A 22,290-nucleotide genomic window follows, 5' to 3' on the forward strand; every position below is an offset into this window, starting at 1 on the left:
AAACGCCACTGACAACCGACGGCGCCCGAGTTCCCCGACGCACACCGAGGCCCGGCGCCCCAAGGGACGCCGGGCCTCGTGCACACCAGTGGAATCAGGCCTTACAGCCCCGACGCCTTCCGCAGCGCCTCGACCCGGTCCGTGCGCTCCCACGTGAACTCCGGCAGCTCACGGCCGAAGTGACCGTAGGCAGCGGTCTGGGCGTAGATCGGGCGGAGCAGGTCCAGGTCGCGGATGATCGCGGCCGGGCGGAGGTCGAAGACCTCGTCGATGGCCTTCTCGATCTTCTCGGTGTCGACCTTGGCCGTGCCGAAGGTCTCGACGAAGAGCCCGACCGGCTCGGCCTTGCCGATCGCGTAGGCGACCTGGACCTCGCAGCGCGAGGCCAGACCCGCCGCGACGACGTTCTTGGCGACCCAGCGCATCGCGTACGCCGCGGAACGGTCCACCTTGGACGGGTCCTTGCCGGAGAACGCGCCACCGCCGTGCCGGGCCATGCCGCCGTACGTGTCGATGATGATCTTCCGGCCGGTCAGGCCGGCGTCACCCATCGGGCCACCGATCTCGAACCGCCCGGTCGGGTTCACCAGCAGGCGGTAGCCGTCGGTGTCCAGCTTGATGCCCTCGTCCAGCAGGGCCTTCAGCTCCGGCTCGACCACGAACTCCCGGATGTCGGGCGCCAGGAGCGAGTCCAGGTCGATGTCGCTCGCGTGCTGCGAGGAGACGACCACCGTGTCCAGACGGACCGCCTTGTCGCCGTCGTACTCGATGGTGACCTGGGTCTTGCCGTCCGGGCGGAGGTAAGGGATGGTGCCGTTCTTGCGGACCTCGGAGAGGCGCTTCGACAGACGGTGCGCCAGGAAGATCGGCAGCGGCATCAGCGTCGGCGTCTCGTCCGTCGCGTAGCCGAACATCAGGCCCTGGTCACCGGCGCCCTGGCGGTCCAGCTCGTCCTCGTCGCCCTCGACGCGGGACTCGTACGCCGTGTCGACACCCTGCGCGATGTCCGGCGACTGCGAGCCGATCGAGACGGAGACGCCGCAGGAGGCGCCGTCGAAGCCCTTCTTCGAGGAGTCGTAGCCGATCTCGAGGATCGTGTTGCGGACCAGCGTCGCGATGTCCGCGTACGTCTTGGTCGTGACCTCACCGGCCACATGCACGAGGCCGGTCGTGATCAGGGTTTCAACGGCGACCCGAGAGGTCGGGTCCTCGCGCAGTAGCGCGTCGAGAATGGTGTCACTGATCTGGTCAGCGATCTTGTCGGGGTGACCTTCGGTCACGGACTCCGAGGTGAACAGGCGACGGGACACAACGCTCCCTGGGGTTGCAGCGGCTGCTGGCTGATCATTGGCGGACGGGACGGGGGCTGCGCCCGGCGTCGTCCGAGGACAGTTTATCTGTCGCGCTCGGCCACGGACCCCCTGTCTCGCCTCTCGGGAGCGCTGTGACCTGCGGCACGGGCATTCTGCCCAATGCCACGCGCCCTTGGCCAGGGCCGCCACACCCGAATCGGGGGCGGCCCGCAGCGCATCAAACATTCACCCCAGTCGCCGCGTCACCAGGTCCCACACGGTTTCGGCCAAGGCTTCCTTGGGCCCGTGCGGTACGGGGGTCTCGCTGCCGTCGGCACCCAGAACGACCGCCTCGTTCTCCTCCGAGCCGAACGTCTTGCGCTCACCCACCTCGTTCACCACGAGCAGGTCGCACCCCTTGCGTTCCAGCTTCTTGCGCCCGTTGGCCAGGACATCGTCCGTCTCGGCGGCGAAGCCGACGATCACCTGGCCGGGGCGGACCCGGTCGGTCGAGATCTCCGCAAGGATGTCCGGATTCCGCACCAGGACTATGGGCTCCGGCTCCTGCCCGTCCCTTTTCTTGATCTTTCCGGCCGCGTACGTCGCCGGGCGGAAGTCCGCGACCGCCGCCGCCATGACCACCGCGTCGGCCTCCGGGGCCGCCTTGAGGACAGCCTCCCGCAGCTGCACGGCCGTGCCGACCTGCACCACGTCCACGCCCGCCGGGTCGGGCAGCCCGGTGTTGGCTGCGATCAGCGTGACCCGGGCGCCCCGGGCGGCGGCGGTGCGGGCCAGGGCGTAGCCCTGCTTGCCGGAGGAGCGGTTGCCGAGGAAGCGGACCGGGTCGAGGGGTTCGCGTGTGCCCCCGGCACTCACGACGACATGCCGCCCCTTGAGGTCCGGCTCGGTGACGCCCCGGGCCAGGACCCGGCGACAGACCTCGAAGATCTCGGCCGGCTCGGGCAGCCGGCCCTTGCCCGTGTCGACGCCGGTGAGGCGGCCGACGGCGGGCTCGATGACGACCGCGCCACGCCGACGCAGCGTCGCCACGTTCTCCTGGGTGGCGGGGTGCTCCCACATCTCGGTGTGCATGGCCGGGGCGAAGACCACCGGACAGCGTGCGGTGAGCAGGGTGTTGGTCAGCAGGTCGTCGGCGAGGCCGTGCGCGGCCTTGGCGAGCATGTCGGCCGTGGCCGGGGCGACGACCACCAGGTCGGCCTGCTGGCCGATACGGACGTGCGGGACCTCGTGGACGTCGTCCCAGACCTCCGTCGAGACGGGGTTGCCGGACAGGGCGGACCAGGTGGCGGCGCCGACGAAGTGCAGCGCGGAGTCGGTGGGCACGACCCGGACGTCATGGCCGGACTCCGTCAGTCTGCGCAGCAGCTCACAGGCCTTGTACGCGGCGATTCCGCCGCTGACGCCCAGAACGACCTTCGGCTTGTCCACCGGGTCTCCTCTTCGTCGAACCTAGTCTCCATGACACACCACAGGCCCGGCGGTCGCGCCGCCGGGCCTGTCATGCGAAAACGAACAGCTACTGCGCGGGGCCCTCGACGGCCTCGGACGTCAGCAGACCCGCGTTGATCTCGCGCAGGGCGATCGAGAGCGGCTTCTCGTGGACGTGGGTGTCGACGAGCGGACCGACGTACTCGAGGAGGCCCTCGCCGAGCTGCGAGTAGTACGCGTTGATCTGGCGGGCCCGCTTGGCCGCGTAGATCACGAGGCTGTACTTCGAGTCGGTGGCCTCGAGGAGCTCGTCGATCGGCGGGTTGATGATGCCCTCGGGCGCGGAGATGGAAGAGGACACGCTCTACCTTCCGATGGATGGGAAAGAATCAGTGTGAATGATCAGGCTTGAACGAAATGACCAAACCTCAACGATCAGCCACGATCACACAACGTCCATCAAGGCTAGCAGCTCGCGCGCCACGTCCTCGACGGAGGTGTTGACCAAGGTCACGTCGAACTCCGGCTCTGCCGCCAGCTCGACCTTCGCCGCGTCCAGACGCCGCTCGATCACCTCGGGCGGCTCGGTGCCACGTCCGGTGAGTCTGCGCACGAGCTCCTCCCAGGAGGGAGGGGCCAGGAACACCAGCTGAGCATCCGCCATGGACTCGCGGACCTGCCGCGCGCCCTGGAGGTCGATCTCCAGAAGGACGGCCTCACCCGCCTCCAGCCGCTCCAGCACGGCCGCACGCGGGGTGCCGTAGCGGTTGCCGGCGAACTCGGCCCACTCCAACAGCTCGCCGTTGGCGATCAGCTTGTCCATCTCCTCGTCGGTGACGAAGAAGTAGTGGACTCCGTGCTTCTCGCCGGGGCGGGGCTTGCGGGTCGTCGCCGACACCGAGAGCCAGACCTCGGGGTGTTCCTTGCGCATATGGGCGACGACCGTGCTCTTGCCGACCCCGGAGGGGCCGGAGAGCACGGTCAGCCGCGGACGTTCACTCATGCAGCGATTATTCCAGCAATCCCGGAGTGCCCGGGACTCCCGGTCCGGAGCTTCCGGACTCAGGCGCCGGTGCTGCCGAACTCACGCTCCAGGGAAGCGATCTGATTCGAGCCGAGGCCGCGCACGCGGCGGCTCTCGGAGATGCCGAGTCGCTCCATGATCTGCTTGGCGCGGACCTTGCCCACGCCCGGCAGGGACTCAAGCAGCGCGGAGACCTTCATCTTGCCGATGACGTCGTTCTCCTGGCCCTGCTTGATGACCTCGTGCAGGGAGGCGCCGGAGTGCTTGAGTCGATTCTTGACCTCGGCCCGCTCCCGGCGAGCCGCGGCGGCCTTTTCGAGCGCGGCTGCGCGCTGTTCAGGGGTAAGGGGCGGAAGAGCCACGCCTACGTCACCTCGGATGTCGAACTGTCGGATACGGACCGGTGAGGAACCTAGTCGCCCCACACCTGGGGAGCCACGAGCAACACGCTTGCCCGTTCTCCCCCACTACCTAATGGGTGTGGGAGGTGCCCCCACTCGTCGGAGACTAGCGGGCAAGTCCGCCAGAGTCAGCGAGAACAGCGGAAAAGTCCTGGTCAGCCTCCGCCAGGCCGGACATTTAGGACATAACGCCCCGGATTTGAGGATGTATTCAGACTCAAGTCGGCTCCGAGCCACTCATCGGAGGTCTCCCGCGGAGCTCGAAAGTCCCTGACGACGGTCAGTCGACCGCCACAGCCGCCCGGATCTCCTCGGCGAAGCGTGACGCGGCCTCACGCAGAGCGACGACGTCGGGACCGTGACGTAGAACACCCCGGCTGACATTCGGCACGACATTGCGCGCCGCCGCCCCGAAGACCCGGGGAAGATCGGACGGGGTGGCACCCTGCGCGCCGATGCCGGGCGCGAGGAGGGGACCGTTGATGTCGAGGTCGTACGTCGACAGATCGCCGAGCGTGGCGCCGACGACCGCCCCGAAGGAACCCATGGGCTCCTCCCCCGTGTTCTCGGCGGCCAGGTGCGCCAGCATCGTCGCGCCGACGTTGCGGCCGTCCGCGCGGACCGCGTGCTGGACCTCGCCGCCCTCCGGGTTCGACGTCAGTGCGAGCACGAACAGGCCGGTGCCGCTCTCCCGGGCCAGGGCGACGGCCGGGGACAGCGAGCCGTAGCCGAGATACGGCGAGACGGTCAACGCGTCCGAGAAGAGTGGGGAGTCCTTGTGGAGGAAGGACTCGGCGTACGCGGCCATGGTCGAGCCGATGTCGCCGCGCTTGGCGTCCATCACCACCAGCGCCCCGGCCGCCCGCGCCTCCGAGACCGACCTCTCCAGGACCGCGACACCGCGCGACCCGAAGCGCTCGAAGAACGCGCTCTGCGGCTTGAGCACGGCGATCCGGTCGGCCATCGCCTCGACGACCGTGCGGCTGAACCGCTCCAGGCCGGTCACGTCGTCGTTCAGGCCCCACTCGGCGAGCAGGGACGCGTGCGGGTCGATACCTACGCACAGCGGGCCGCGCTCGTCCATGGCCCTGCGGAGACGCGCGCCAAAGGGTTCCAGAGCATTCATGCGGTCTTCCTTGCCTTCCTGACGTCGGCGCCGACCGCGTCGGCGAGGGTGGCGTACGGGCTGGTGCGGAGGCGGGCGGCGAGGCCCTTGTGGATGGCGCGGCCCCAGAAGGGACCCTCGTAGATGAAGGCGCTGTACCCCTGGACCAGCGTGGCGCCCGCCAGGATCCGCTGCCAGGCGTCCTCGGCGTTCTCGACGCCGCCGACGCCCACGAGGGTGATCCGGTCGCCCACGCGCGCGTACAGGCGCCGCAGCACCTCCAGGGAGCGCGCCTTCAGGGGGGCGCCGGAGAGCCCGCCGGCCTCCTTGACCAGGGAGGGTTCGGATTTCAAACCGAGCCCCTCGCGCGCGATGGTGGTGTTCGTGGCGATGATCCCGTCCAGGCCCAGTTCCACGGCCAGGTCGGCGACCGCGTCCACGTCCTCGTCGGCGAGGTCGGGCGCGATCTTCACGAGGAGTGGGACGCGACGGCTGGTCACCGTGCGGTCGGCGGCCTCGCGGACGGCGCTCAGGAGGGGGCGCAGCGCCTCGGTGGCCTGAAGGTTGCGCAGGCCGGGCGTGTTGGGCGAGGAGACGTTCACGACCAGGTAGTCGGCGTACGGCGCGAGCCGCTCGGTCGACTTCACGTAGTCGCCGGCGGCTTCCTCCTCCGGGACGACCTTGGTCTTGCCGATGTTGACGCCCACGACGGTCCGGAAGACCGGCTCACGGGACGCCAGGCGGGCCGCCACGACCAGCGAGCCCTCGTTGTTGAAGCCCATGCGGTTGATCAGCGCACGGTCCTTCACGAGCCGGAACAGCCGCTTCTTGGGGTTGCCCGGCTGCGCCTCCCCCGTGACCGTGCCGATCTCGACGTGGTCGAAGCCGAGCATCGACATCCCGTCGATCGCGACCGCGTTCTTGTCGAAGCCCGCGGCGAGCCCGAAGGGGCCGTGCATACGCAGACCGAAGGCCTCGGTGCGCAGTTCCTCGTAGCGGGGCGCGAGTGCGGCCGCGACGAAGGTGCGCAGCACCGGGATCCTGGCGGCGAGTCGGATCCACCGGAACGCCAGGTAGTGGGCCTGCTCGGGATCCATCCGTGTGAAGACCAGACGGAAGAAAAGCTTGTACATCACTCTGTCCTCTTGAAGTCTCAGGTGACCTCACGAAGAGGGGGACACCGTTTCCGGTGTCCCCCTCAGGGCTGCTAGTCGCGGGCCGCGATCAGGTGTTCCGCGTGTTCCTGGAGCGAACGGACGCCCACATCACCGTGGTTGAGGGCGTCGATGCCCTGGACGGCGGCGGCGAGCGCCTGGACCGTCGTCAGGCACGGGACCGACCGCGCCACGGCCGCCGTACGGATGTCGTAGCCGTCGAGGCGGCCTCCGGTGCCGTACGGCGTGTTGACGATGAGGTCGACCTCGCCGTCGTGGATGAGCTGGACGATGGTGCGCTCGCCGTTCGGGCCGGTGCCCTCGGACTGCTTGCGCACGACGGTGGCGTTGATGCCGTTGCGCTTGAGCACCTCGGCGGTGCCGGACGTGGCGAGCAACTCGAAGCCGTGGGCGACCAGTTCACGCGCCGGGAAGATCATCGAGCGCTTGTCGCGGTTGGCGACCGAGATGAAGGCGCGGCCCTTGGTCGGCAGCGGCCCGTAGGCGCCCGCCTGCGACTTGGCGTACGCCGTGCCGAAGACGGAGTCGATGCCCATGACCTCGCCGGTGGAGCGCATCTCCGGGCCGAGGACGGTGTCGACGCCGCGGCCCTGGATGTCACGGAAGCGCGACCACGGCATCACGGCCTCCTTGACGGAGATCGGCGCGTCGAGCGGCAGCTCACCGCTGTCGCCGGTCGCCGGGAGCAGCCCTTCGACCCGCAGTTCGGCGATGGTGGCGCCGAGCGAGATCCGGGCGGCGGCCTTGGCCAGCGGCACCGCGGTCGCCTTCGAGGTGAAGGGGACCGTACGGGACGCGCGCGGGTTGGCCTCCAGGACGTACAGGATGTCGCCGGCCATCGCGAACTGGATGTTGATCAGGCCGCGCACTCCGACGCCCTTGGCGATGGCCTCGGTCGAGGCGCGCAGCCGCTTGATGTCGAAGCCGCCCAGCGTGATCGGCGGCAGCGCGCACGCCGAGTCGCCGGAGTGGATGCCGGCCTCCTCGATGTGCTCCATGACGCCGCCGAGGTAGAGCTCCTGGCCGTCGTAGAGCGCGTCGACGTCGATCTCGATCGCGTCGTCGAGGAAGCGGTCGACCAGCACCGGCCGGGAGGGGCTGATCTCGGTCGACTCGGCGATGTAGGACGACAGCCGCGTCTCGTCGTAGACGATCTCCATGCCGCGCCCGCCGAGGACGTACGACGGCCGCACCAGGACCGGGTAGCCGATCTCGTCGGCGATGGCCTTGGCCTCTTCGAAGGTGGTGGCGGTGCCGTGCTTGGGAGCCGGGAGGCCGGCCTCCGCGAGGACGCGGCCGAACGCGCCGCGGTCCTCGGCCGCGTGGATCGCCTCCGGAGAAGTGCCCACGATCGGCACGCCGTTGTCCTTGAGCGCCTGCGACAGACCCAGCGGGGTCTGTCCGCCCAACTGCACCACGACGCCCGCGATCGGACCGGCCAGCGACTCCGCGTGGACGATCTCCAGCACGTCTTCCAGCGTCAGCGGCTCGAAGTACAGGCGGTCGGAGGTGTCGTAGTCCGTGGAGACGGTCTCCGGGTTGCAGTTGACCATCACGGTCTCGTACCCGGCGTCGCTCAGCGCGAAGGAGGCGTGGACGCAGGAGTAGTCGAACTCGATGCCCTGGCCGATGCGGTTGGGGCCGGAGCCGAGGATGATGACGGCCGGCTTCTCGCGCGGAGCGACCTCCGTCTCCTCGTCGTAGGAGGAGTAGAAGTACGGCGTCCTGGCCGCGAACTCGGCGGCGCAGGTGTCGACCGTCTTGTAGACCGGGCGGATACCGAGCGCGTGCCGGACCTCGCGGACGACGTCCTCGCGCAGGCCGCGGATCTCGCCGATCTGCTGGTCGGAGAAGCCGTGCCGCTTGGCCTCGGCGATCAGGTCCTTCGTCAGCTCCGGCGCCTCGGCGAGTTCGTCGGCGATCTCCTTGATGAGGAAGAGCTGGTCGACGAACCAGGGGTCGATCTTCGTGTACTCGAAGACCTCTTCCTGCGTGGCGCCCGCGCGGATGGCCTGCATGACGGCGTTGATACGGCCGTCGGTGGGCCGTACGGCCTCGCGCAGCAGCTCGTCCTTGTCGCCGGGCTCGCCGACGAAGGTGAACTGGCTGCCCTTCTTCTCCAGCGAGCGCAGTGCCTTCTGGAAGGCCTCGGTGAAGTTGCGGCCGATGGCCATGGCCTCGCCGACCGACTTCATGGTCGTGGTCAGCGTGGAGTCGGCCTGCGGGAACTTCTCGAAAGCGAAGCGCGGCGCCTTCACGACCACGTAGTCGAGCGTCGGCTCGAAGGAGGCCGGGGTCTCCTGCGTGATGTCGTTGGGGATCTCGTCGAGGGTGTAGCCGACGGCGAGCTTGGCAGCGATCTTCGCGATCGGGAAGCCGGTCGCCTTGGAGGCGAGGGCCGAGGAGCGCGACACGCGCGGGTTCATCTCGATGACGATGACCCGGCCGTCTTCGGGGTTCACCGCGAACTGGATGTTGCAGCCACCGGTGTCGACGCCGACCTCGCGAATGACGGCGATGCCGATGTCCCGCAGGATCTGGTACTCGCGGTCGGTCAGCGTCATGGCGGGCGCGACCGTGATCGAGTCGCCGGTGTGCACGCCCATGGGGTCGAAGTTCTCGATGGAGCAGACGACCACGACGTTGTCGTGCTTGTCGCGCATCAGCTCCAGCTCGTACTCCTTCCAGCCGAGGATGGACTCCTCCAGGAGCACCTCGGTGGTGGGAGACAGGGTCAGGCCCTGGCCGGCGATGCGGCGCAGCTCCTCCTCGTCGTGCGCGAAGCCGGAGCCGGCGCCGCCCATGGTGAAGGACGGGCGGACGACGACCGGGTAGCCGCCGAGCGTCTCGACACCCGCGAGAACGTCCTCCATGGAGTGGCAGATGACCGAGCGGGCGGACTCGCCGTGCCCGATCTTGGCGCGGACGGCCTCGACGACCTCCTTGAAGAGGTCGCGGTCCTCGCCCTTGTTGATGGCCTCGACGTTGGCGCCGATCAGCTCGACGCCGTACTTCTCGAGGGTGCCGGCCTCGCTCAGCGAGATCGCCGTGTTGAGGGCCGTCTGGCCGCCCAGGGTGGGCAGCAGGGCGTCCGGCCGCTCCTTGGCGATGATCTTCTCGACGAACTCCGGGGTGATCGGCTCGACGTAGGTGGCGTCGGCGATCTCCGGGTCGGTCATGATCGTCGCCGGGTTGGAGTTCACGAGGATGACCCTGAGGCCCTCCGCGCGCAGGATGCGGCACGCCTGGGTGCCGGAGTAGTCGAACTCGGCGGCCTGGCCGATGACGATCGGGCCGGAGCCGATGACCAGGACGGACTGGATATCGGTGCGCTTAGGCACGCTGGCCCTCCATCAGGGATACGAAGCGGTCGAACAGGTAGGCGGCGTCGTGCGGGCCCGCTGCCGCTTCGGGGTGGTACTGGACGCTGAAGGCCGGCTTGTCGAGGAGCTGGAGGCCCTCCACCACGTTGTCGTTCAGGCAGACGTGGGAGACCTCGGCGCGGCCGTAGGGGGTCTCGGAGACCTTGTCCGTCGGGGCGTCGACGGCGAAGCCGTGGTTGTGCGCGGTGACCTCGACCTTGCCGGTCGTACGGTCCTGCACCGGCTGGTTGATGCCGCGGTGGCCGTACTTCAGCTTGTAGGTGCCGAAGCCGAGGGCGCGGCCCAGGATCTGGTTGCCGAAGCAGATGCCGAAGAGCGGGGTGCCGCGCTCCAGGACCGCCTGCATGACGGAGACCGGGTGGTCGGCGGTGGCCGGGTCGCCGGGGCCGTTGGAGAAGAACACGCCGTCGGGCTGGACGGCGTACACGTCCTCGGCGGTGGACGTGGCCGGGAGCACGTGCACCTCGATGCCGCGCTCGGCCATGCGGTGCGGGGTCATGCCCTTGATGCCGAGGTCGACGGCGGCGACGGTGAACTTCTTCTCACCGATCGCCGGGACGACGTACGCCTCCTTGGTGGCGACCTCGGCGGAGAGGTCGGCGCCCTTCATCTCGGGGGCCTGGCGCACCTCGGCGAGCATGACGCCCTCGTCGGGCAGCGCGTTGCCGGAGAAGATGCCGACGCGCATGGCGCCGCGCTCACGCAGATGACGCGTCAACGCGCGCGTGTCGATGCCGGAGATCCCGACGACGCCCTGGTGGCGCAGTTCCTCGTCCAGCGACCGCTTGGCACGCCAGTTGGACGGCACGCGCGCGGGGTCGCGCACGACGTAGCCGGCGACCCAGATCTGCTTGCTCTCCGGGTCCTCGTCGTTGACGCCGGTGTTGCCGACGTGCGGGGCGGTCATCACGACGACCTGGCGGTGGTACGACGGGTCGGTGAGAGTCTCCTGGTAGCCGGTCATGCCGGTGGAGAACACGGCCTCGCCGAAGGTCACCCCCACGGCCCCGTAGGCACGGCCGCGGAAGATCCGGCCGTCCTCCAGGACGAGTACTGCGGGAACCTTGGCGGCTCCCCTTGTGGAGGTCGTCATCGTTCGGCGCCTTCCGTGCTGTTGGTGTTGATCATGGAGTTAATGACGTCGACCCACTCGTTGTGCTCCGCCGCGTGGTCCGAGCGGAACCCTGAGTCGATCAGCCGCTCGCCGTGCGCCCAGGTCACCACGAGCAGTCCGCCCTCGGTCAGGACCTTGCCGGCGATGCCCTTGTCGAGCCGGGCCTCGCGCAGCCGGTCGGCCGGGACGAAGAAGTCGGTCGCGCCGGGGCGTACGACGTCCAGTCCCGCGTCCGTCAGGGTGAGCTCGACCCGGCTGCGGGTGCCGAGGCCGTGCGCCACGATGCGGTCCAGCCACTGACCGGCGGTGGTCGAGCCGTGGTAGCGGCCGCTCATGCTCAGTCTCGCCGGGCCGGGGTCGTCCGGCGCGCTGGGCAGCTCGGGCAGGTCGCCCTGGAGCGTGCCGCGCCACTTCCAGCCCTCGCGCATCAGCCAGTAGACGAGCGCGATGAAGAGGACGAGTCCGACGACCCAGCCGACGCGGGCGGCCCAGTCGGTCACTTCGGCCGACTTCTGTTCGGCCGCGAGTCCGGTGCCGGCTGCGAGCAGTGTTGCAGGTGTCACGTGAGCTTCCCGTCGACGAGCGTGGCCTTGCCCCGGAGCCACGTGTGCGTCACACGGCCCGGCAGCTCACGCCCCTCGTACGGGGTGTTGCGGCTGCGCGAGGCGAAGCCCGCGGGGTCCACGGACCCACGGTATTCCGTGTCGACGAGCGTGAGGTTGGCGGGCTCACCAGCCGAGACGGGACGGCCGTGCCCCTTCGCCTGCCCGATCTCGGCGGGCTTGAAGGACATGCGCTCGGCGACCCCGGCCCAGGTGAGGAGCCCGGTGTCCACCATGGTCTCCTGCACCACTGACAGCGCGGTCTCCAGGCCGACCATGCCCATGGCGGCCGCGGCCCACTCGCAGTCCTTGTCCTCGTGCGGGTGCGGGGCGTGGTCGGTGGCGACGATGTCGATCGTGCCGTCGGCGAGCGCCTCGCGCAGGGCGAACACATCACGCTCGGTGCGCAGCGGCGGGTTCACCTTGTAGACCGGGTTGTAGCTGCGGACCAGCTCGTCGGTGAGGAGGAGGTGGTGCGGGGTGACCTCGGCGGTGACGTCGATGCCGCGGGACTTGGCCCAGCGCACGATCTCGACGGAGCCCGCGGTCGACAGGTGGCAGATGTGGACGCGGGAGCCGACGTGCTCGGCGAGCAGGACATCCCGGGCGATGATCGATTCTTCGGCCACCGCGGGCCAGCCCCCGAGCCCCAGCTCGGCGGAGACGACGCCCTCGTTCATCTGGGCGCCCTCGGTCAGCCGCGGCTCCTGCGCGTGCTGGGCGACGACACCGCCGAAGGCCTTCACGTACTCCAGCGCCCGCCGCATGATCACGGCGTCGTCGACGCACTTGCCGTCGTCCGAGAACACGGTGACACCGGCCGCCGACTCGTGCATGGCCCCCAGCTCGGCGAGCTTCTTGCCCTCCAGGCCGACGGTGACGGCGCCGATGGGCTGCACATCGCAGTAGCCGTGCTCCTGGCCAAGCCGGTAGACCTGCTCGACGACACCGGCGGTGTCGGCGACCGGGAACGTGTTGGCCATGGCGAACACGGCCGTGAAGCCTCCGGAGGCCGCCGCGCGCGTGCCGGTCAGCACGGTCTCGGAGTCCTCGCGGCCGGGCTCACGCAGGTGCGTGTGCAGGTCGACCAGGCCCGGCAGCAGCACCTTGCCCGCCGCCTCGACGACCTGGACACCCTCGGCGCTCAGACCGGTACCCACCTCGGCGATGGTCCCGCCGTCGATCAACACGTCCTGCGGCTCGCCGCCGAGCACCTTCGCACCACGGATCAGGATCTTGCTCATCTGTCTTACTTCTCCTCGGTACGGGTCTGGGTGACGGCGGGCTCATTGCCCCCGAGCAGCAGGTACAGAACGGCCATCCGGATGGACACTCCGTTTGCGACCTGCTCGATGGCGGTGCAGCGCTCGGAGTCGGCGACCTCGGCGGTGATCTCCATGCCGCGGACCATCGGACCGGGGTGCATCACGATGGCGTGCTCGGGCATCTTGGCCATGCGGTCGCCGTCGAGGCCGTAGCGCCGCGAGTACTCGCGCTCGGTCGGGAAGAACGCGGCGTTCATCCGCTCGCGCTGCACGCGCAGCATCATCACCGCATCGGACTTGGGCAGCGTCGAGTCGAGGTCGTACGACACCTCGCAGGGCCAGGTCTCGACGCCGACCGGCACCAGGGTGGGCGGCGCGACGAGGGTGACCTCGGCGCCGAGGGTGTGCAGCAGGTCCACGTTGGAGCGCGCGACCCGGCCGTGCAGGATGTCGCCGACGATCGTGATGCGCTTGCCGGCGAGGTCCTGCCCTATCCCGGCGTCCCGACCGACGAGCCGGCGGCGCATCGTGAAGGCGTCCAACAGCGCCTGCGTGGGGTGCTGGTGGGTGCCGTCACCGGCATTGATGACGGCCGCGTCGATCCAGCCGGAGTTGGCGAGGCGGTACGGGGCTCCGGAGGCGCCGTGCCGGATGACGACGGCGTCGACGCCCATGGCCTCCAGGGTCTGGGCGGTGTCCTTCAGGGACTCGCCCTTGGACACGCTCGACCCCTTGGCGGAGAAGTTGATGACGTCCGCCGACAGCCGCTTCTCGGCAGCCTCGAAGGAGATACGCGTGCGCGTGGAGTCCTCGAAGAAGAGGTTCACGACGGTGCGGCCACGCAGGGTCGGCAGTTTCTTGATCGGCCGGTCGGCGACCCGGGCCATCTCCTCGGCGGTGTCGAGGATCAGGACGGCGTCGTCGCGGGTGAGGTCGGCGGCCGAGATGAGATGACGCTGCATCTGTCAGGCTCCGTAAGGCAGTTCATTCGGACGAATGGGGCAGACGGGTGCGCGCGAGGGCGCGCTGAGCGGGCGCACGGCAGCCGCCGTACGCCGTGGGCGCTACTGGGAGGTCTGCTTGGCGCCGAGCAGCACGGTGTCGCGACCGTCCTCCTCGGCGAGCTGGACCTTGACCGTCTCCCGCAGCGACGTGGGGATGTTCTTGCCGACGTAGTCGGCGCGGATGGGCAGTTCGCGGTGGCCGCGGTCGACGAGGACCGCGAGCTGGACCGCGCGCGGACGACCGATGTCGTTCAGGGCGTCGAGGGCGGCGCGGATGGTGCGGCCGGAGAAGAGCACGTCGTCGACGAGGACGACGAGGCGTCCGTCGATGCCGTCACCGGGGATCTCGGTGCGGGCCAACGCACGCGGAGGGTGCATGCGCAGGTCGTCGCGGTACATGGTGATGTCGAGCGAACCGACCGGGATCTTGCGGTCGGTGATCTCCTCGAGCTTGGCGGCGAGCCGCTGGGCGAGGAAGACGCCTCGGGTGGGAATGCCGAGGAGCACCACGTCGTCCGCGCCCTTGGCGCGTTCGACGATCTCGTGGGCGATGCGGGTCAACACCCGCGCGATGTCAGGGCCTTCGAGCACGGGCCTGGCGTCGGACGCTTGCGTGTCCTGGTGCCTGTCCATACGAAAGGGACCTCCTTCTCCGCCTCACGGGACGGACCTTAAAGGACGTCTGGTTTGCGCCATCCACGGTAGCAGGCCGGTGGCGCGACCTCGTTCACCCCCTTGGCCTAATCGGCCACCGATAGCACGGAAGAGTCGGTGTGGACCATTCGGCTTGACGCGCCAGAGTAACGCTGCGTAACCTCACAGTGAGTTACCAACCGCGCGGCATGGAACCCAAGCCAGTCGCGTCGACCCAGTGCCGGGGAGCTATATGTCCAGCGAATACGCCAAACAGCTCGGGGCCAAGCTCCGGGCCATCCGCACCCAGCAGGGCCTTTCCCTTCACGGTGTCGAGGAGAAGTCCCAGGGACGCTGGAAGGCCGTTGTGGTCGGTTCGTACGAGCGCGGCGACCGCGCCGTGACCGTGCAGCGCCTCGCCGAGTTGGCGGATTTCTACGGCGTCCCGGTGCAGGAGCTGCTGCCTGGCACCACGCCGGGCGGGGCCGCCGAGCCGCCGCCGAAGCTGGTCCTGGACCTGGAGCGGCTGGCCCACGTGCCGGCCGAGAAGGCGGGTCCGCTGCAGCGGTACGCCGCGACGATCCAGTCGCAGCGCGGTGACTACAACGGCAAGGTGCTCTCGATCCGCCAGGACGACCTGCGCACACTCGCCGTCATCTATGACCAGTCGCCCTCGGTCCTGACCGAGCAGCTGATCAGCTGGGGTGTGCTGGACGCGGACGCGCGCCGCGCGGTCACTCACGCCGAGGAGAGCTGAGCGCTCCACCGGGTTCGACCCAGTCAGCAGAAACGTGCCGCCGGGGGTGGCCGGAACTTTGCGGTTCCGGCCACCCCGGCGGCGTTCTGCGGGCCTGATGGGTCCCCCGTGGTACAGGACGCCGGAGGGCCCGTAGCGGCGATGCTGCGGGCCCTCCGGCGTCTTTCGAAGTCTCTTACGCTTCCTCTCGGCGCAGCGAGGACTTCAGGTCCTTGAGCCGACCGAGGAGGCCGTTGACGAACGAGGGCGACTCGTCCGTGGAGAACTCCTTCGCCAGCTGCACCATCTCGTCGAGCACGACCGCGTCCGGGGTCTCGTCGACCCAGATCAGTTCGTACGCACCGAGGCGCAGGATGTTGCGGTCCACGACCGGCATCCGGTCGAGCGTCCAGCCGACGGAGTACTGAGCGATCAGCTCGTCGATCCGCTTCGCGTGCCCCGCGTAGCCCTCGACCAGCTGCATCGTGTACTCGCTGACCGGCGGCTGCCGGGTGTCGGCCCGGGAGAGCCGGATCCAGTCCGCGAGGACCGTCAGGACGTCGGCGCCGCGCTGGTCGCCCTCGAAGAGGATCTGGAAGGCGCGCTTGCGGGCCGTGTTGCGAGCAGCCACGGTTAGCTGTTCACCCGGCCGAGGTAGTCGCTGGTGCGGGTGTCGACCTTGATCTTCTCACCGGTGGTGATGAAGAGCGGGACCTGGATCTGGTGACCGGTCTCCAGGGTGGCGGGCTTGGTGCCGCCGGTGGAGCGGTCGCCCTGGACGCCCGGCTCGGTCTCCTGGATGACGAGTTCGACGGCGGCCGGCAGCTCGACGAAGAGCACCTCGCCCTCGTGCTGGGCGACGGTGGCCATGAAGCCCTCGATGAGGAAGTTGGCGGCGTCACCGACGGCCTTGCGGTCGACCATGAGCTGGTCGTAGGTCTCCATGTCCATGAAGACGAAGTACTCGCCGTCCATGTAGGAGAACTGCATGTCCCGCTTGTCGACGGTGGCCGTCTCGACCTTCACGCCGGCGTTGAAGGTCTTGTCGACGACCTTCCCGGAGAGCACGTTCTTGAGCTTGGTGCGCACGAAGGCCGGGCCCTTGCCGGGCTTGACGTGCTGGAACTCGACGACGGACCACAGCTGGCCGCCATCGAGCTTGAGCACCATGCCGTTCTTGAGGTCGTTCGTGGAAGCCACGGTTGCGGAATCTCCTGGACTGCGGTGGACGACCCCGGCGCACGCCACTTTCTAGAGGGCGAGCAGCTCCTTGGTCGTGATGGTGAGTAGCTCGGGTCCGCCGTCCGCCTCGGGGCGGACGACGAGCGTGTCATCGATCCGGACGCCGCCCCGGCCCGGGAGGTGGACCCCCGGTTCGACGGTGACCGGCACGCAAGCGTCCAGTTTACCCATGGCCGCGGGAGCCAGCTGCGGGTCCTCGTCGATTTCGAGCCCTACGCCATGGCCGGTGAGGGTCGGCAGGCCCTCGTGGTACCCCGCGGAATCCAGCACCTGACGTGCGGCGCGGTCCACGTCACGGTAGGCCGCACCGGGTGCCAGGGACTCCCGTCCGGCGCGCTGAGCGGCGAAGACGACGTCGTACAACTCGATCTGCCAGTCGGCGGGGGACGTACCGATGACGAAGGTGCGGCCGATCTCGCACCGGTAGCCGCGGTACGTGGCCCCCAGGCAGACCGAGAGGAAGTCGCCCTCCTCGACGCGGCGATCGGTGGGCCGGTGGCCGCGTCGGCCGGCGTTCGGGCCGGTGGCGACGGAGGTGCGGAAGGCCGGGCCGTCGGCGCCGTGATCGACCAGGCGTCGTTCGAGTTCCAGGGCGAGGTGGCGTTCGGTGCGGCCGACGAGGATGGATTCGAGGAGCTCCCCGAGCGCCTGGTCGGCGATCTCGGCCCCGATTCTGAGGCAGGAGATCTCCTCCTCGTCCTTGACCACCCTGAGCTGCTCCACGGCTCCGCCGAGGTCGCCGAGACGCAGCCGCGGGACAACCGAGCGGATGGCTCGGTGGCGGGCCACCGTGAGGTGGTGTTCCTCGACGGCCAGGGTCTCCCCGCCCTGCGCTGCCGCGAGGTCGGCCGCGGCGACGGCGGGGTCGCCCTCGGCGCCGGGGAGGGAGTGGATGCGCAGTGCCTCGTCGGGGCGGCCCTGGGCGGAGCGGTCGTCGGGCGGGCCGACGCATACGAGCAGGTCTTCGGTCTTGCCGAGGAGCAGCGCGGAGCCCTGGGGGGCGGCGCCCGCGAGGTAGCGGACGTTGGCGGGGCGGGAGATCAGCGCGGTGGCGCTGCCGCTGGCTTGGCAGCGGTCCCTCAGCCGGGATCGGCGGGTGGCGTACACCTCTGACATGACCCGAGCGTAAGAGCTTCGCCGGGTTGGCGCTGGTTGAGGGCGTCTGAGTGGGCGGTGCCTGGATTGTGCGGGTCGGGGTGGTGCCGTTCGGGGAACGGGGGTGCGGCTTTGGGGTGTGTGCCGTCTGCGGGTGCGTGGGGGCTTGTCGCGCAGTTCCCCTCGCCCCTTAGGCGCGTCCACTCACCTTGGCTACCAGCTGGGGTCGCGACCACGCGGCGGAGCTGCGTGTCGATACAGACCCGCGCCCCTTCAGGGGGTCCAGCCCTCGTCCCTTACCAGTTCGGGGGGCTTGCTATTGATCTTGTCAGTACGTCGTTCAGGACCTGGGCTGTCTGTGGGACGTCCAGCTGGGAGTTGTCGATGATCGGGAGGCCGGAGCCGTACCAGCCGGCCATGCGGCCGTGGATGCGGGCGACCTCCTCGTCGGTGAGGCGGCGGTTGCCCGTGCGTTCGGCGTTGCGCTCCAGGACTATCTCCAGGCCCGGGAGCAGGACGACCGGGAGGAGGCCGGGGCCCACGTGACGCTTCCAGCCGCCGAGGCCGACCACGGGGCGGTCGGGGAAGACCGCGTCGTCGAGGATGCACGAGATGCCGTTGGCCAGGAAGTTGCGCGCGGCGAAGCCGCAGGTGCGGCGGGCGAGGCGGTACTGGGCCTCGGAGTTGTCGTTCCACCCGGACTGGGGGTCGGCGAAGCCTGAGCGGACCCATTCGCGTACGTCGTCGAGGCTGATGTGGGCCGTGGGGACCCGGCGGTGGTCCGCCCAGTACTTGGCGACGCTCGTCTTACCGGCCCCCGCGGGCCCGATGAGCAGCACCGCGAGGGTCGTGGTCGTCGGGTCGGGGGACGCCATGGCGGGCGGGGTGCTCGGCATGGCGACGGGGCCGCCCGGCGGCAGCTGTACATGGCCGGTGGTCTCGGGGGTCGGCAGAGCGGGCGGGGCCGGCGGAACCGGGGCGTGGTGTGGCGCGGGCGGGACCGGGCCGGGGGGCGTGAAGCCCGGTGCCTGGGGTGGCGGGGGTACGGGGGCGGGTCCCAGGTGCGGGGCAGGTCCCGGATGCGGTGTGGGTCCCTGATGCGGTGCCGGTCCTTGGTGCGCGCCCGGGTGGTGCGGGCCGGGGTGTTGTGCGGCCGGCGACCAGCCGTCCCCCGACTGGTGGGGCGGCGGCAGCGGAGAACCCACTGCATGCTGCATCCGGTGCCACTCCATCTCGTCTTCCATGGCCATGGGCGCTGGCAGCAGGGCACGGACCCCGCCTGCTACCGAACGGTACCGCCCCCGGCCGTCGATTGGTGAACGGCCGGAGGCGGTCTGAAGTGCCCATCGCCACAGGTGAATCGGACGGAAGGGTGGTAGGCCGGACTTACTGGCCGACTTCGCCGTACGCGGCGAGGAGGACGGCCGGGTCCGGGCCCTCCAGGACGGTGGGCTTGGCCAGGCCGTCCAGGACGATGAAGCGCAGCAGATCGCCGCGCGACTTCTTGTCCACCTTCATGGTCTCCAGCAGCTTGGGCCACTGGTCGTAGCGGTAGTGGAGGGGCAGGCCGACCGATTCGAGGACGGTGCGGTGGCGGTCGGCCGTCGCGTCGTCCAACCGCCCGGCGAGACGCCCGAGTTCGGCGGCGAAGTGCATGCCGACGGAAACCGCCGCGCCGTGCCGCCACTTGTAGCGCTCGTTCTTCTCGATGGCGTGGCCGAGGGTGTGGCCGTAGTTGAGGATCTCCCGCAGCCCCGACTCCTTCAGGTCCGACGAGACGACCTCGGCCTTGACCCGGATCGACCGCTCGATCAGCTCGGCGGTGTGCGGGCCCGCCGGGGTGCGCGCGGCCTGCGGGTCGGCCTCGATCAGCTCCAGGATCGCCGGGTCGGCGATGAAGCCGGCCTTGATGATCTCCGCGAGACCGGACACGTAGTCGTTGACCGGCAGGGATTCCAGCGCGGCCAGGTCGCACAGCACTCCGGCCGGCGGGTGGAAGGCGCCGACGAGGTTCTTGCCCTCGGCGGTGTTGATGCCGGTCTTGCCGCCCACCGCCGCGTCCACCATGGCGAGCACGGTGGTCGGGATCGCGATCCAGCGCACCCCGCGCAGCCAGGTCGCCGCCACGAACCCGGCCAGGTCGGTGGTCGCGCCGCCGCCGACGCCGACGATGACGTCGGAGCGGGTGAAGCCGGACTGGCCGAGCGCCTTCCAGCAGTAGGCGGCCACCTCGGCGGTCTTGGCCTCCTCGGCGTTCGGCACCTGGATGGCGACCGCCTCGTAGCCCTGCTCGGCCAGATCGGCACAGAGCGCCTCGCCGGTCTCGGCCAGCGCCTCGGGGTGGATGACGGCGACCCGCTTGACCCGGCCGCCGATCAACCCGCCCAGCTCGCCCAGGAGCTGACGGCCCACCAGGACCTCGTACGGGTCGTTCCCCGCGGTGCCGCCGACCTGGATCCGCGTCACTGCCTCAGTCATGCGTCCTTCAACTCCAGTGCGTCCAGGGCGGCTTGAGTCACTTCTTCGGGAGTACGGCCATCGGTGGCCACAACCGCCGTGGCGACCTCCTCGTACAGATGCCGGCGGGCCTCCATCAGCTCGCGCCACTGCTTGCGCGGGTTGACCGCGAGCAGCGGGCGGGCGGCGTTCAGTCCGGTGCGCTTGACGGCCTCCTCGACGTCCATCGAGAGATAGAGGACCCGCTGTCCGGCGAGCAGCGCGCGCGTGTCGGCGTCCAGGATCGAACCGCCGCCCAGCGCGAGGACACCGTCGTACGTGGCGAGCGCCCGGTGAACGGCCTGCTTCTCGATCGCCCTGAACACGGGCTCGCCCTCGTCGACGAAGATCTCCGCGATGGTGCGGCCCTGCTCGGCGACGATGTCGTCGTCGGTGTCCCGGTATCCGACACCGAGCCGCTCGGCCAGCAACTGCCCGACGGTGGACTTGCCCACGCCCATCGGCCCGACCAGCACAACCACAGGCGCTGCGCTCATCGGATGGCCAGGTTGTCGAGGTACGAGGTCACGTTCCGGCGCGTCTCGGCCACGCTGTCGCCACCGAACTTCTCCGCCACCGCGTCCGCGAGGACGAGCGCCACCATGGCTTCGGCGACGATGCCGGCCGCCGGGACCGCGGAGACGTCGGAGCGCTGGTGGTGGGCCTGCGTCGCCTCACCCGTCGTCACGTCCACCGTCTGCAGGGCGCGCGGCACGGTCGCGATCGGCTTCATCGCGGCGCGGACCCGCAGCAGCTCACCGGTGGTCAGGCCGCCCTCGGTGCCGCCGGAGCGGCCGGAGACACGGCGGATGCCCTCGTCGGTCTTCACGATCTCGTCGTGCGCCTTGGAGCCGGGCACCCGCGCCAGCTCGAAGCCGTCCCCGAGCTCGACGCCCTTGATCGCCTGGATGCCCATGAGCGCACCCGCGAGGCGGGCGTCCAGCTTGCGGTCCCAGTGCACGTGCGAGCCCAGGCCCACCGGCACGCCGTACGCCAGGATCTCGACCACGCCACCGAGGGTGTCGCCGTCCTTGTGGGCCTGGTCGACCTCGGCCACCATCGCCTTCGACGCGTCCGCGTCCAGGCAACGCAGCGGGTCAGCGTCCAGCTTCTCCACATCGGCGGGCGTGGGGTACACGCCCTGCGGGGCCTTCACGGAGCACAGCTCCACGACGTGGCTGACGATCTCGATGCCGGCCGTCTCCTTGATGTACGACCGGGCCACCGCACCCAGCGCCACACGGGCCGCCGTCTCACGGGCGGAGGCGCGCTCCAGGATCGGCCGTGCCTCGTCGAAGCCGTACTTCTGCATGCCGGCGAGGTCGGCGTGGCCGGGGCGCGGGCGGGTCAGCGGGGCGTTGCGGGCGAGCCCGGCCAGGATCTCCGGGTCCACCGGGTCGGCCGCCATGACCTGCTCCCACTTCGGCCACTCGGTGTTGCCCACCATGATCGCGACCGGCGAGCCCAGGGTGAGTCCGTGCCGGACGCCGCCGATGAAGGTGACCTCGTCCTGCTCGAACTTCATGCGCGCACCGCGGCCATAGCCGAGCCGCCGCCTGGCCAGGTGGTCCGCCACCATCTGCGTGGTGATCGGCACGCCGGCGGGAAGGCCCTCCAGCGTCGCGACGAGTGCGGGGCCATGGGACTCCCCCGCGGTCAGCCAGCGCAACCTGCTCAACGGTGCTCCTCGATGCTCGCGCCCTGGTACTGCCTTGCGTACGCGCGTCCTCGCGTACGGCGACGGCGCGACCAGGTGCGCGGCCCCGGCCCGCCACCTCCGATCCTCCCACGTCCCAGGCCGGTGCCCGGCCGCCGGTCCACCAGACGGACGGAAGACGGACGGCGCCGGAGGCCGACGAGGATCATGCGGGGCTGTTGCCCTGGGGCTGTCGCGGGGCGTACGCACCGAGGTGGTCGGCGCCGCTGCCCTGCGGGCCGGGCTGCGCGGCCTGCGTCGGCTGTGGGGCGTAGGCGCCGAGAAAGTCGGCGCCGCTCGGCTGCTGCGCCTGCTGCTGGGGAGCGTACGGGCCCAGGTAGTCGGCGCCCCGCCGCTGCCCGTGCTGCGCGGCCACCTGGACGGCCTGCCCCTGGCGCCTCGCGCGCCGCTGGGCGATCTTGCGCTTCAGCGTGAAGGCCCACGACCCGACGACGAGCAGCACGACCAGGACGAGCACAGGGATCTGCACCCAGTCCGGCATGAACTGCAGGACGATCTCGAATATTTCGCCCTTGCCGGACGCCAGCGGCACACCAGTGGACACGGTTGGTACTCCC

Annotated in this window: 22 protein-coding genes; 1 reads left to right on the forward strand and 21 read right to left on the reverse strand. The window is 69.9% G+C overall.

Going from position 1 to position 22,290, the window contains the following annotated elements:
- Positions 1–101 precede the first annotated feature (101 nt).
- The 13 genes from metK to pyrR form a co-directional block, all read right to left on the reverse strand.
- Complete coding sequence (metK, locus tag BLU79_RS29005) at positions 102–1,310, reverse strand: methionine adenosyltransferase (protein ID WP_093908893.1); 1,209 nt, start codon at positions 1,308–1,310, stop codon at positions 102–104.
- A 228-nt stretch (positions 1,311–1,538) separates the two neighbouring features.
- Positions 1,539–2,741, reverse strand: a complete 1,203-nt coding sequence (gene coaBC / locus BLU79_RS29010) for a bifunctional phosphopantothenoylcysteine decarboxylase/phosphopantothenate--cysteine ligase CoaBC (protein WP_093908894.1) — start codon at positions 2,739–2,741, stop codon at positions 1,539–1,541.
- 88 nt (positions 2,742–2,829) lie between these two features.
- A complete protein-coding gene (rpoZ, locus tag BLU79_RS29015; protein WP_003988945.1) occupies positions 2,830–3,102 on the reverse strand; it encodes a DNA-directed RNA polymerase subunit omega in 273 nt (90 codons plus the stop codon).
- 84 nt (positions 3,103–3,186) lie between these two features.
- The gene (gene gmk / locus BLU79_RS29020) at positions 3,187–3,744 is read right to left on the reverse strand and encodes a guanylate kinase (RefSeq protein WP_093908895.1); all 558 of its coding nucleotides are present in this window, start codon (positions 3,742–3,744) and stop codon (positions 3,187–3,189) included.
- A gap of 59 nt (positions 3,745–3,803) precedes the next feature.
- Positions 3,804–4,127 carry an integration host factor gene (locus tag BLU79_RS29025; protein WP_026246651.1) on the reverse strand — a complete coding sequence of 108 codons (324 nt, stop codon included), beginning with the start codon at positions 4,125–4,127 and terminating at the stop codon, positions 3,804–3,806.
- A gap of 319 nt (positions 4,128–4,446) precedes the next feature.
- Positions 4,447–5,292: an orotidine-5'-phosphate decarboxylase gene (pyrF, locus tag BLU79_RS29030; RefSeq protein ID WP_177001223.1), complete on the reverse strand. Its 846-nt coding sequence runs from the start codon at positions 5,290–5,292 to the stop codon at positions 4,447–4,449.
- Complete coding sequence (locus BLU79_RS29035) at positions 5,289–6,404, reverse strand: quinone-dependent dihydroorotate dehydrogenase (RefSeq protein ID WP_093908896.1); 1,116 nt, start codon at positions 6,402–6,404, stop codon at positions 5,289–5,291. Before BLU79_RS29035 ends, pyrF begins: the two co-directional genes overlap by 4 nt.
- Positions 6,405–6,478: 74 nt before the next feature.
- Positions 6,479–9,787, reverse strand: coding sequence for a carbamoyl-phosphate synthase large subunit (gene carB, locus BLU79_RS29040; RefSeq protein ID WP_093908897.1), 3,309 nt, complete (start codon positions 9,785–9,787; stop codon positions 6,479–6,481).
- Positions 9,780–10,922: a glutamine-hydrolyzing carbamoyl-phosphate synthase small subunit gene (gene carA / locus BLU79_RS29045; RefSeq protein WP_093908898.1), complete on the reverse strand. Its 1,143-nt coding sequence runs from the start codon at positions 10,920–10,922 to the stop codon at positions 9,780–9,782. The genes carB and carA overlap by 8 nt, the downstream gene beginning before the upstream one ends.
- Positions 10,919–11,506 carry a PH-like domain-containing protein gene (locus BLU79_RS29050; protein ID WP_093908899.1) on the reverse strand — a complete coding sequence of 196 codons (588 nt, stop codon included), beginning with the start codon at positions 11,504–11,506 and terminating at the stop codon, positions 10,919–10,921. Before BLU79_RS29050 ends, carA begins: the two co-directional genes overlap by 4 nt.
- Positions 11,503–12,789, reverse strand: a complete 1,287-nt coding sequence (locus BLU79_RS29055) for a dihydroorotase (protein WP_093908900.1) — start codon at positions 12,787–12,789, stop codon at positions 11,503–11,505. The genes BLU79_RS29050 and BLU79_RS29055 overlap by 4 nt, the downstream gene beginning before the upstream one ends.
- 5 nt (positions 12,790–12,794) lie before the next feature.
- Positions 12,795–13,772 carry an aspartate carbamoyltransferase catalytic subunit gene (locus BLU79_RS29060; RefSeq protein ID WP_093908901.1) on the reverse strand — a complete coding sequence of 326 codons (978 nt, stop codon included), beginning with the start codon at positions 13,770–13,772 and terminating at the stop codon, positions 12,795–12,797.
- Positions 13,773–13,874: 102 nt separating this feature from the next.
- Positions 13,875–14,447, reverse strand: a complete 573-nt coding sequence (gene pyrR / locus BLU79_RS29065; RefSeq protein ID WP_093908902.1) for a bifunctional pyr operon transcriptional regulator/uracil phosphoribosyltransferase PyrR — start codon at positions 14,445–14,447, stop codon at positions 13,875–13,877.
- A 253-nt stretch (positions 14,448–14,700) separates the two neighbouring features.
- Between pyrR and bldD the strand changes: the two genes are divergently transcribed.
- Positions 14,701–15,204, forward strand: coding sequence for a transcriptional regulator BldD (bldD, locus tag BLU79_RS29070; protein WP_019757325.1), 504 nt, complete (start codon positions 14,701–14,703; stop codon positions 15,202–15,204).
- 175 nt (positions 15,205–15,379) lie between these two features.
- Here the strand turns inward: bldD and nusB are convergent, their stop codons facing one another.
- The 8 genes from nusB to BLU79_RS29110 form a co-directional block, all read right to left on the reverse strand.
- Positions 15,380–15,814, reverse strand: coding sequence for a transcription antitermination factor NusB (nusB, locus tag BLU79_RS29075; RefSeq protein WP_093908903.1), 435 nt, complete (start codon positions 15,812–15,814; stop codon positions 15,380–15,382).
- 2 nt (positions 15,815–15,816) lie between these two features.
- Positions 15,817–16,383, reverse strand: coding sequence for an elongation factor P (efp, locus tag BLU79_RS29080; RefSeq protein ID WP_030947394.1), 567 nt, complete (start codon positions 16,381–16,383; stop codon positions 15,817–15,819).
- 51 nt (positions 16,384–16,434) lie between these two features.
- On the reverse strand, positions 16,435–17,541 hold the full coding sequence (locus tag BLU79_RS29085) for an aminopeptidase P family protein (protein WP_093908904.1): 1,107 nt from the start codon (positions 17,539–17,541) through the stop codon (positions 16,435–16,437).
- Between the two features lie 275 nt (positions 17,542–17,816).
- Entirely contained in the window at positions 17,817–18,737 is a 921-nt protein-coding gene (locus BLU79_RS29090; RefSeq protein ID WP_093909087.1) for a Pro-rich N-terminal domain-containing protein, read from the reverse strand.
- A 169-nt stretch (positions 18,738–18,906) separates the two neighbouring features.
- Positions 18,907–19,998, reverse strand: a complete 1,092-nt coding sequence (gene aroB, locus BLU79_RS29095) for a 3-dehydroquinate synthase (RefSeq protein WP_093908905.1) — start codon at positions 19,996–19,998, stop codon at positions 18,907–18,909.
- Complete coding sequence (locus BLU79_RS29100; protein WP_093908906.1) at positions 19,995–20,513, reverse strand: shikimate kinase; 519 nt, start codon at positions 20,511–20,513, stop codon at positions 19,995–19,997. Before BLU79_RS29100 ends, aroB begins: the two co-directional genes overlap by 4 nt.
- Positions 20,510–21,694, reverse strand: a complete 1,185-nt coding sequence (gene aroC / locus BLU79_RS29105; protein ID WP_093908907.1) for a chorismate synthase — start codon at positions 21,692–21,694, stop codon at positions 20,510–20,512. The genes BLU79_RS29100 and aroC overlap by 4 nt, the downstream gene beginning before the upstream one ends.
- 184 nt (positions 21,695–21,878) lie before the next feature.
- A complete protein-coding gene (locus BLU79_RS29110) occupies positions 21,879–22,277 on the reverse strand; it encodes a hypothetical protein (protein ID WP_093908908.1) in 399 nt (132 codons plus the stop codon).
- Between the last annotated feature and the right edge of the window lie 13 nt (positions 22,278–22,290).

It is taken from the genome of Streptomyces sp. cf386 (assembly GCF_900103585.1).
In the GTDB taxonomy this organism is placed as follows: Bacteria; Actinomycetota; Actinomycetes; order Streptomycetales; family Streptomycetaceae; genus Streptomyces.

Coding starts and splice junctions, on each gene's coding strand:
- gmk (WP_093908895.1), bottom strand. CDS start 3,744: ATGAGTGAACGTCCGCGGCTGACCGTGCTCTCCGGCCCCTCCGGGGTC.
- pyrF (WP_177001223.1), bottom strand. CDS start 5,292: ATGAATGCTCTGGAACCCTTTGGCGCGCGTCTCCGCAGGGCCATGGAC.
- BLU79_RS29035 (WP_093908896.1), bottom strand. CDS start 6,404: ATGTACAAGCTTTTCTTCCGTCTGGTCTTCACACGGATGGATCCCGAG.
- carA (WP_093908898.1), bottom strand. CDS start 10,922: ATGACGACCTCCACAAGGGGAGCCGCCAAGGTTCCCGCAGTACTCGTC.
- BLU79_RS29055 (WP_093908900.1), bottom strand. CDS start 12,789: ATGAGCAAGATCCTGATCCGTGGTGCGAAGGTGCTCGGCGGCGAGCCG.
- BLU79_RS29060 (WP_093908901.1), bottom strand. CDS start 13,772: ATGCAGCGTCATCTCATCTCGGCCGCCGACCTCACCCGCGACGACGCC.
- pyrR (WP_093908902.1), bottom strand. CDS start 14,447: ATGGACAGGCACCAGGACACGCAAGCGTCCGACGCCAGGCCCGTGCTC.
- bldD (WP_019757325.1), top strand. CDS start 14,701: ATGTCCAGCGAATACGCCAAACAGCTCGGGGCCAAGCTCCGGGCCATC.
- BLU79_RS29085 (WP_093908904.1), bottom strand. CDS start 17,541: ATGTCAGAGGTGTACGCCACCCGCCGATCCCGGCTGAGGGACCGCTGC.
- BLU79_RS29090 (WP_093909087.1), bottom strand. CDS start 18,737: ATGCAGCATGCAGTGGGTTCTCCGCTGCCGCCGCCCCACCAGTCGGGG.
- aroB (WP_093908905.1), bottom strand. CDS start 19,998: ATGACTGAGGCAGTGACGCGGATCCAGGTCGGCGGCACCGCGGGGAAC.
- BLU79_RS29100 (WP_093908906.1), bottom strand. CDS start 20,513: ATGAGCGCAGCGCCTGTGGTTGTGCTGGTCGGGCCGATGGGCGTGGGC.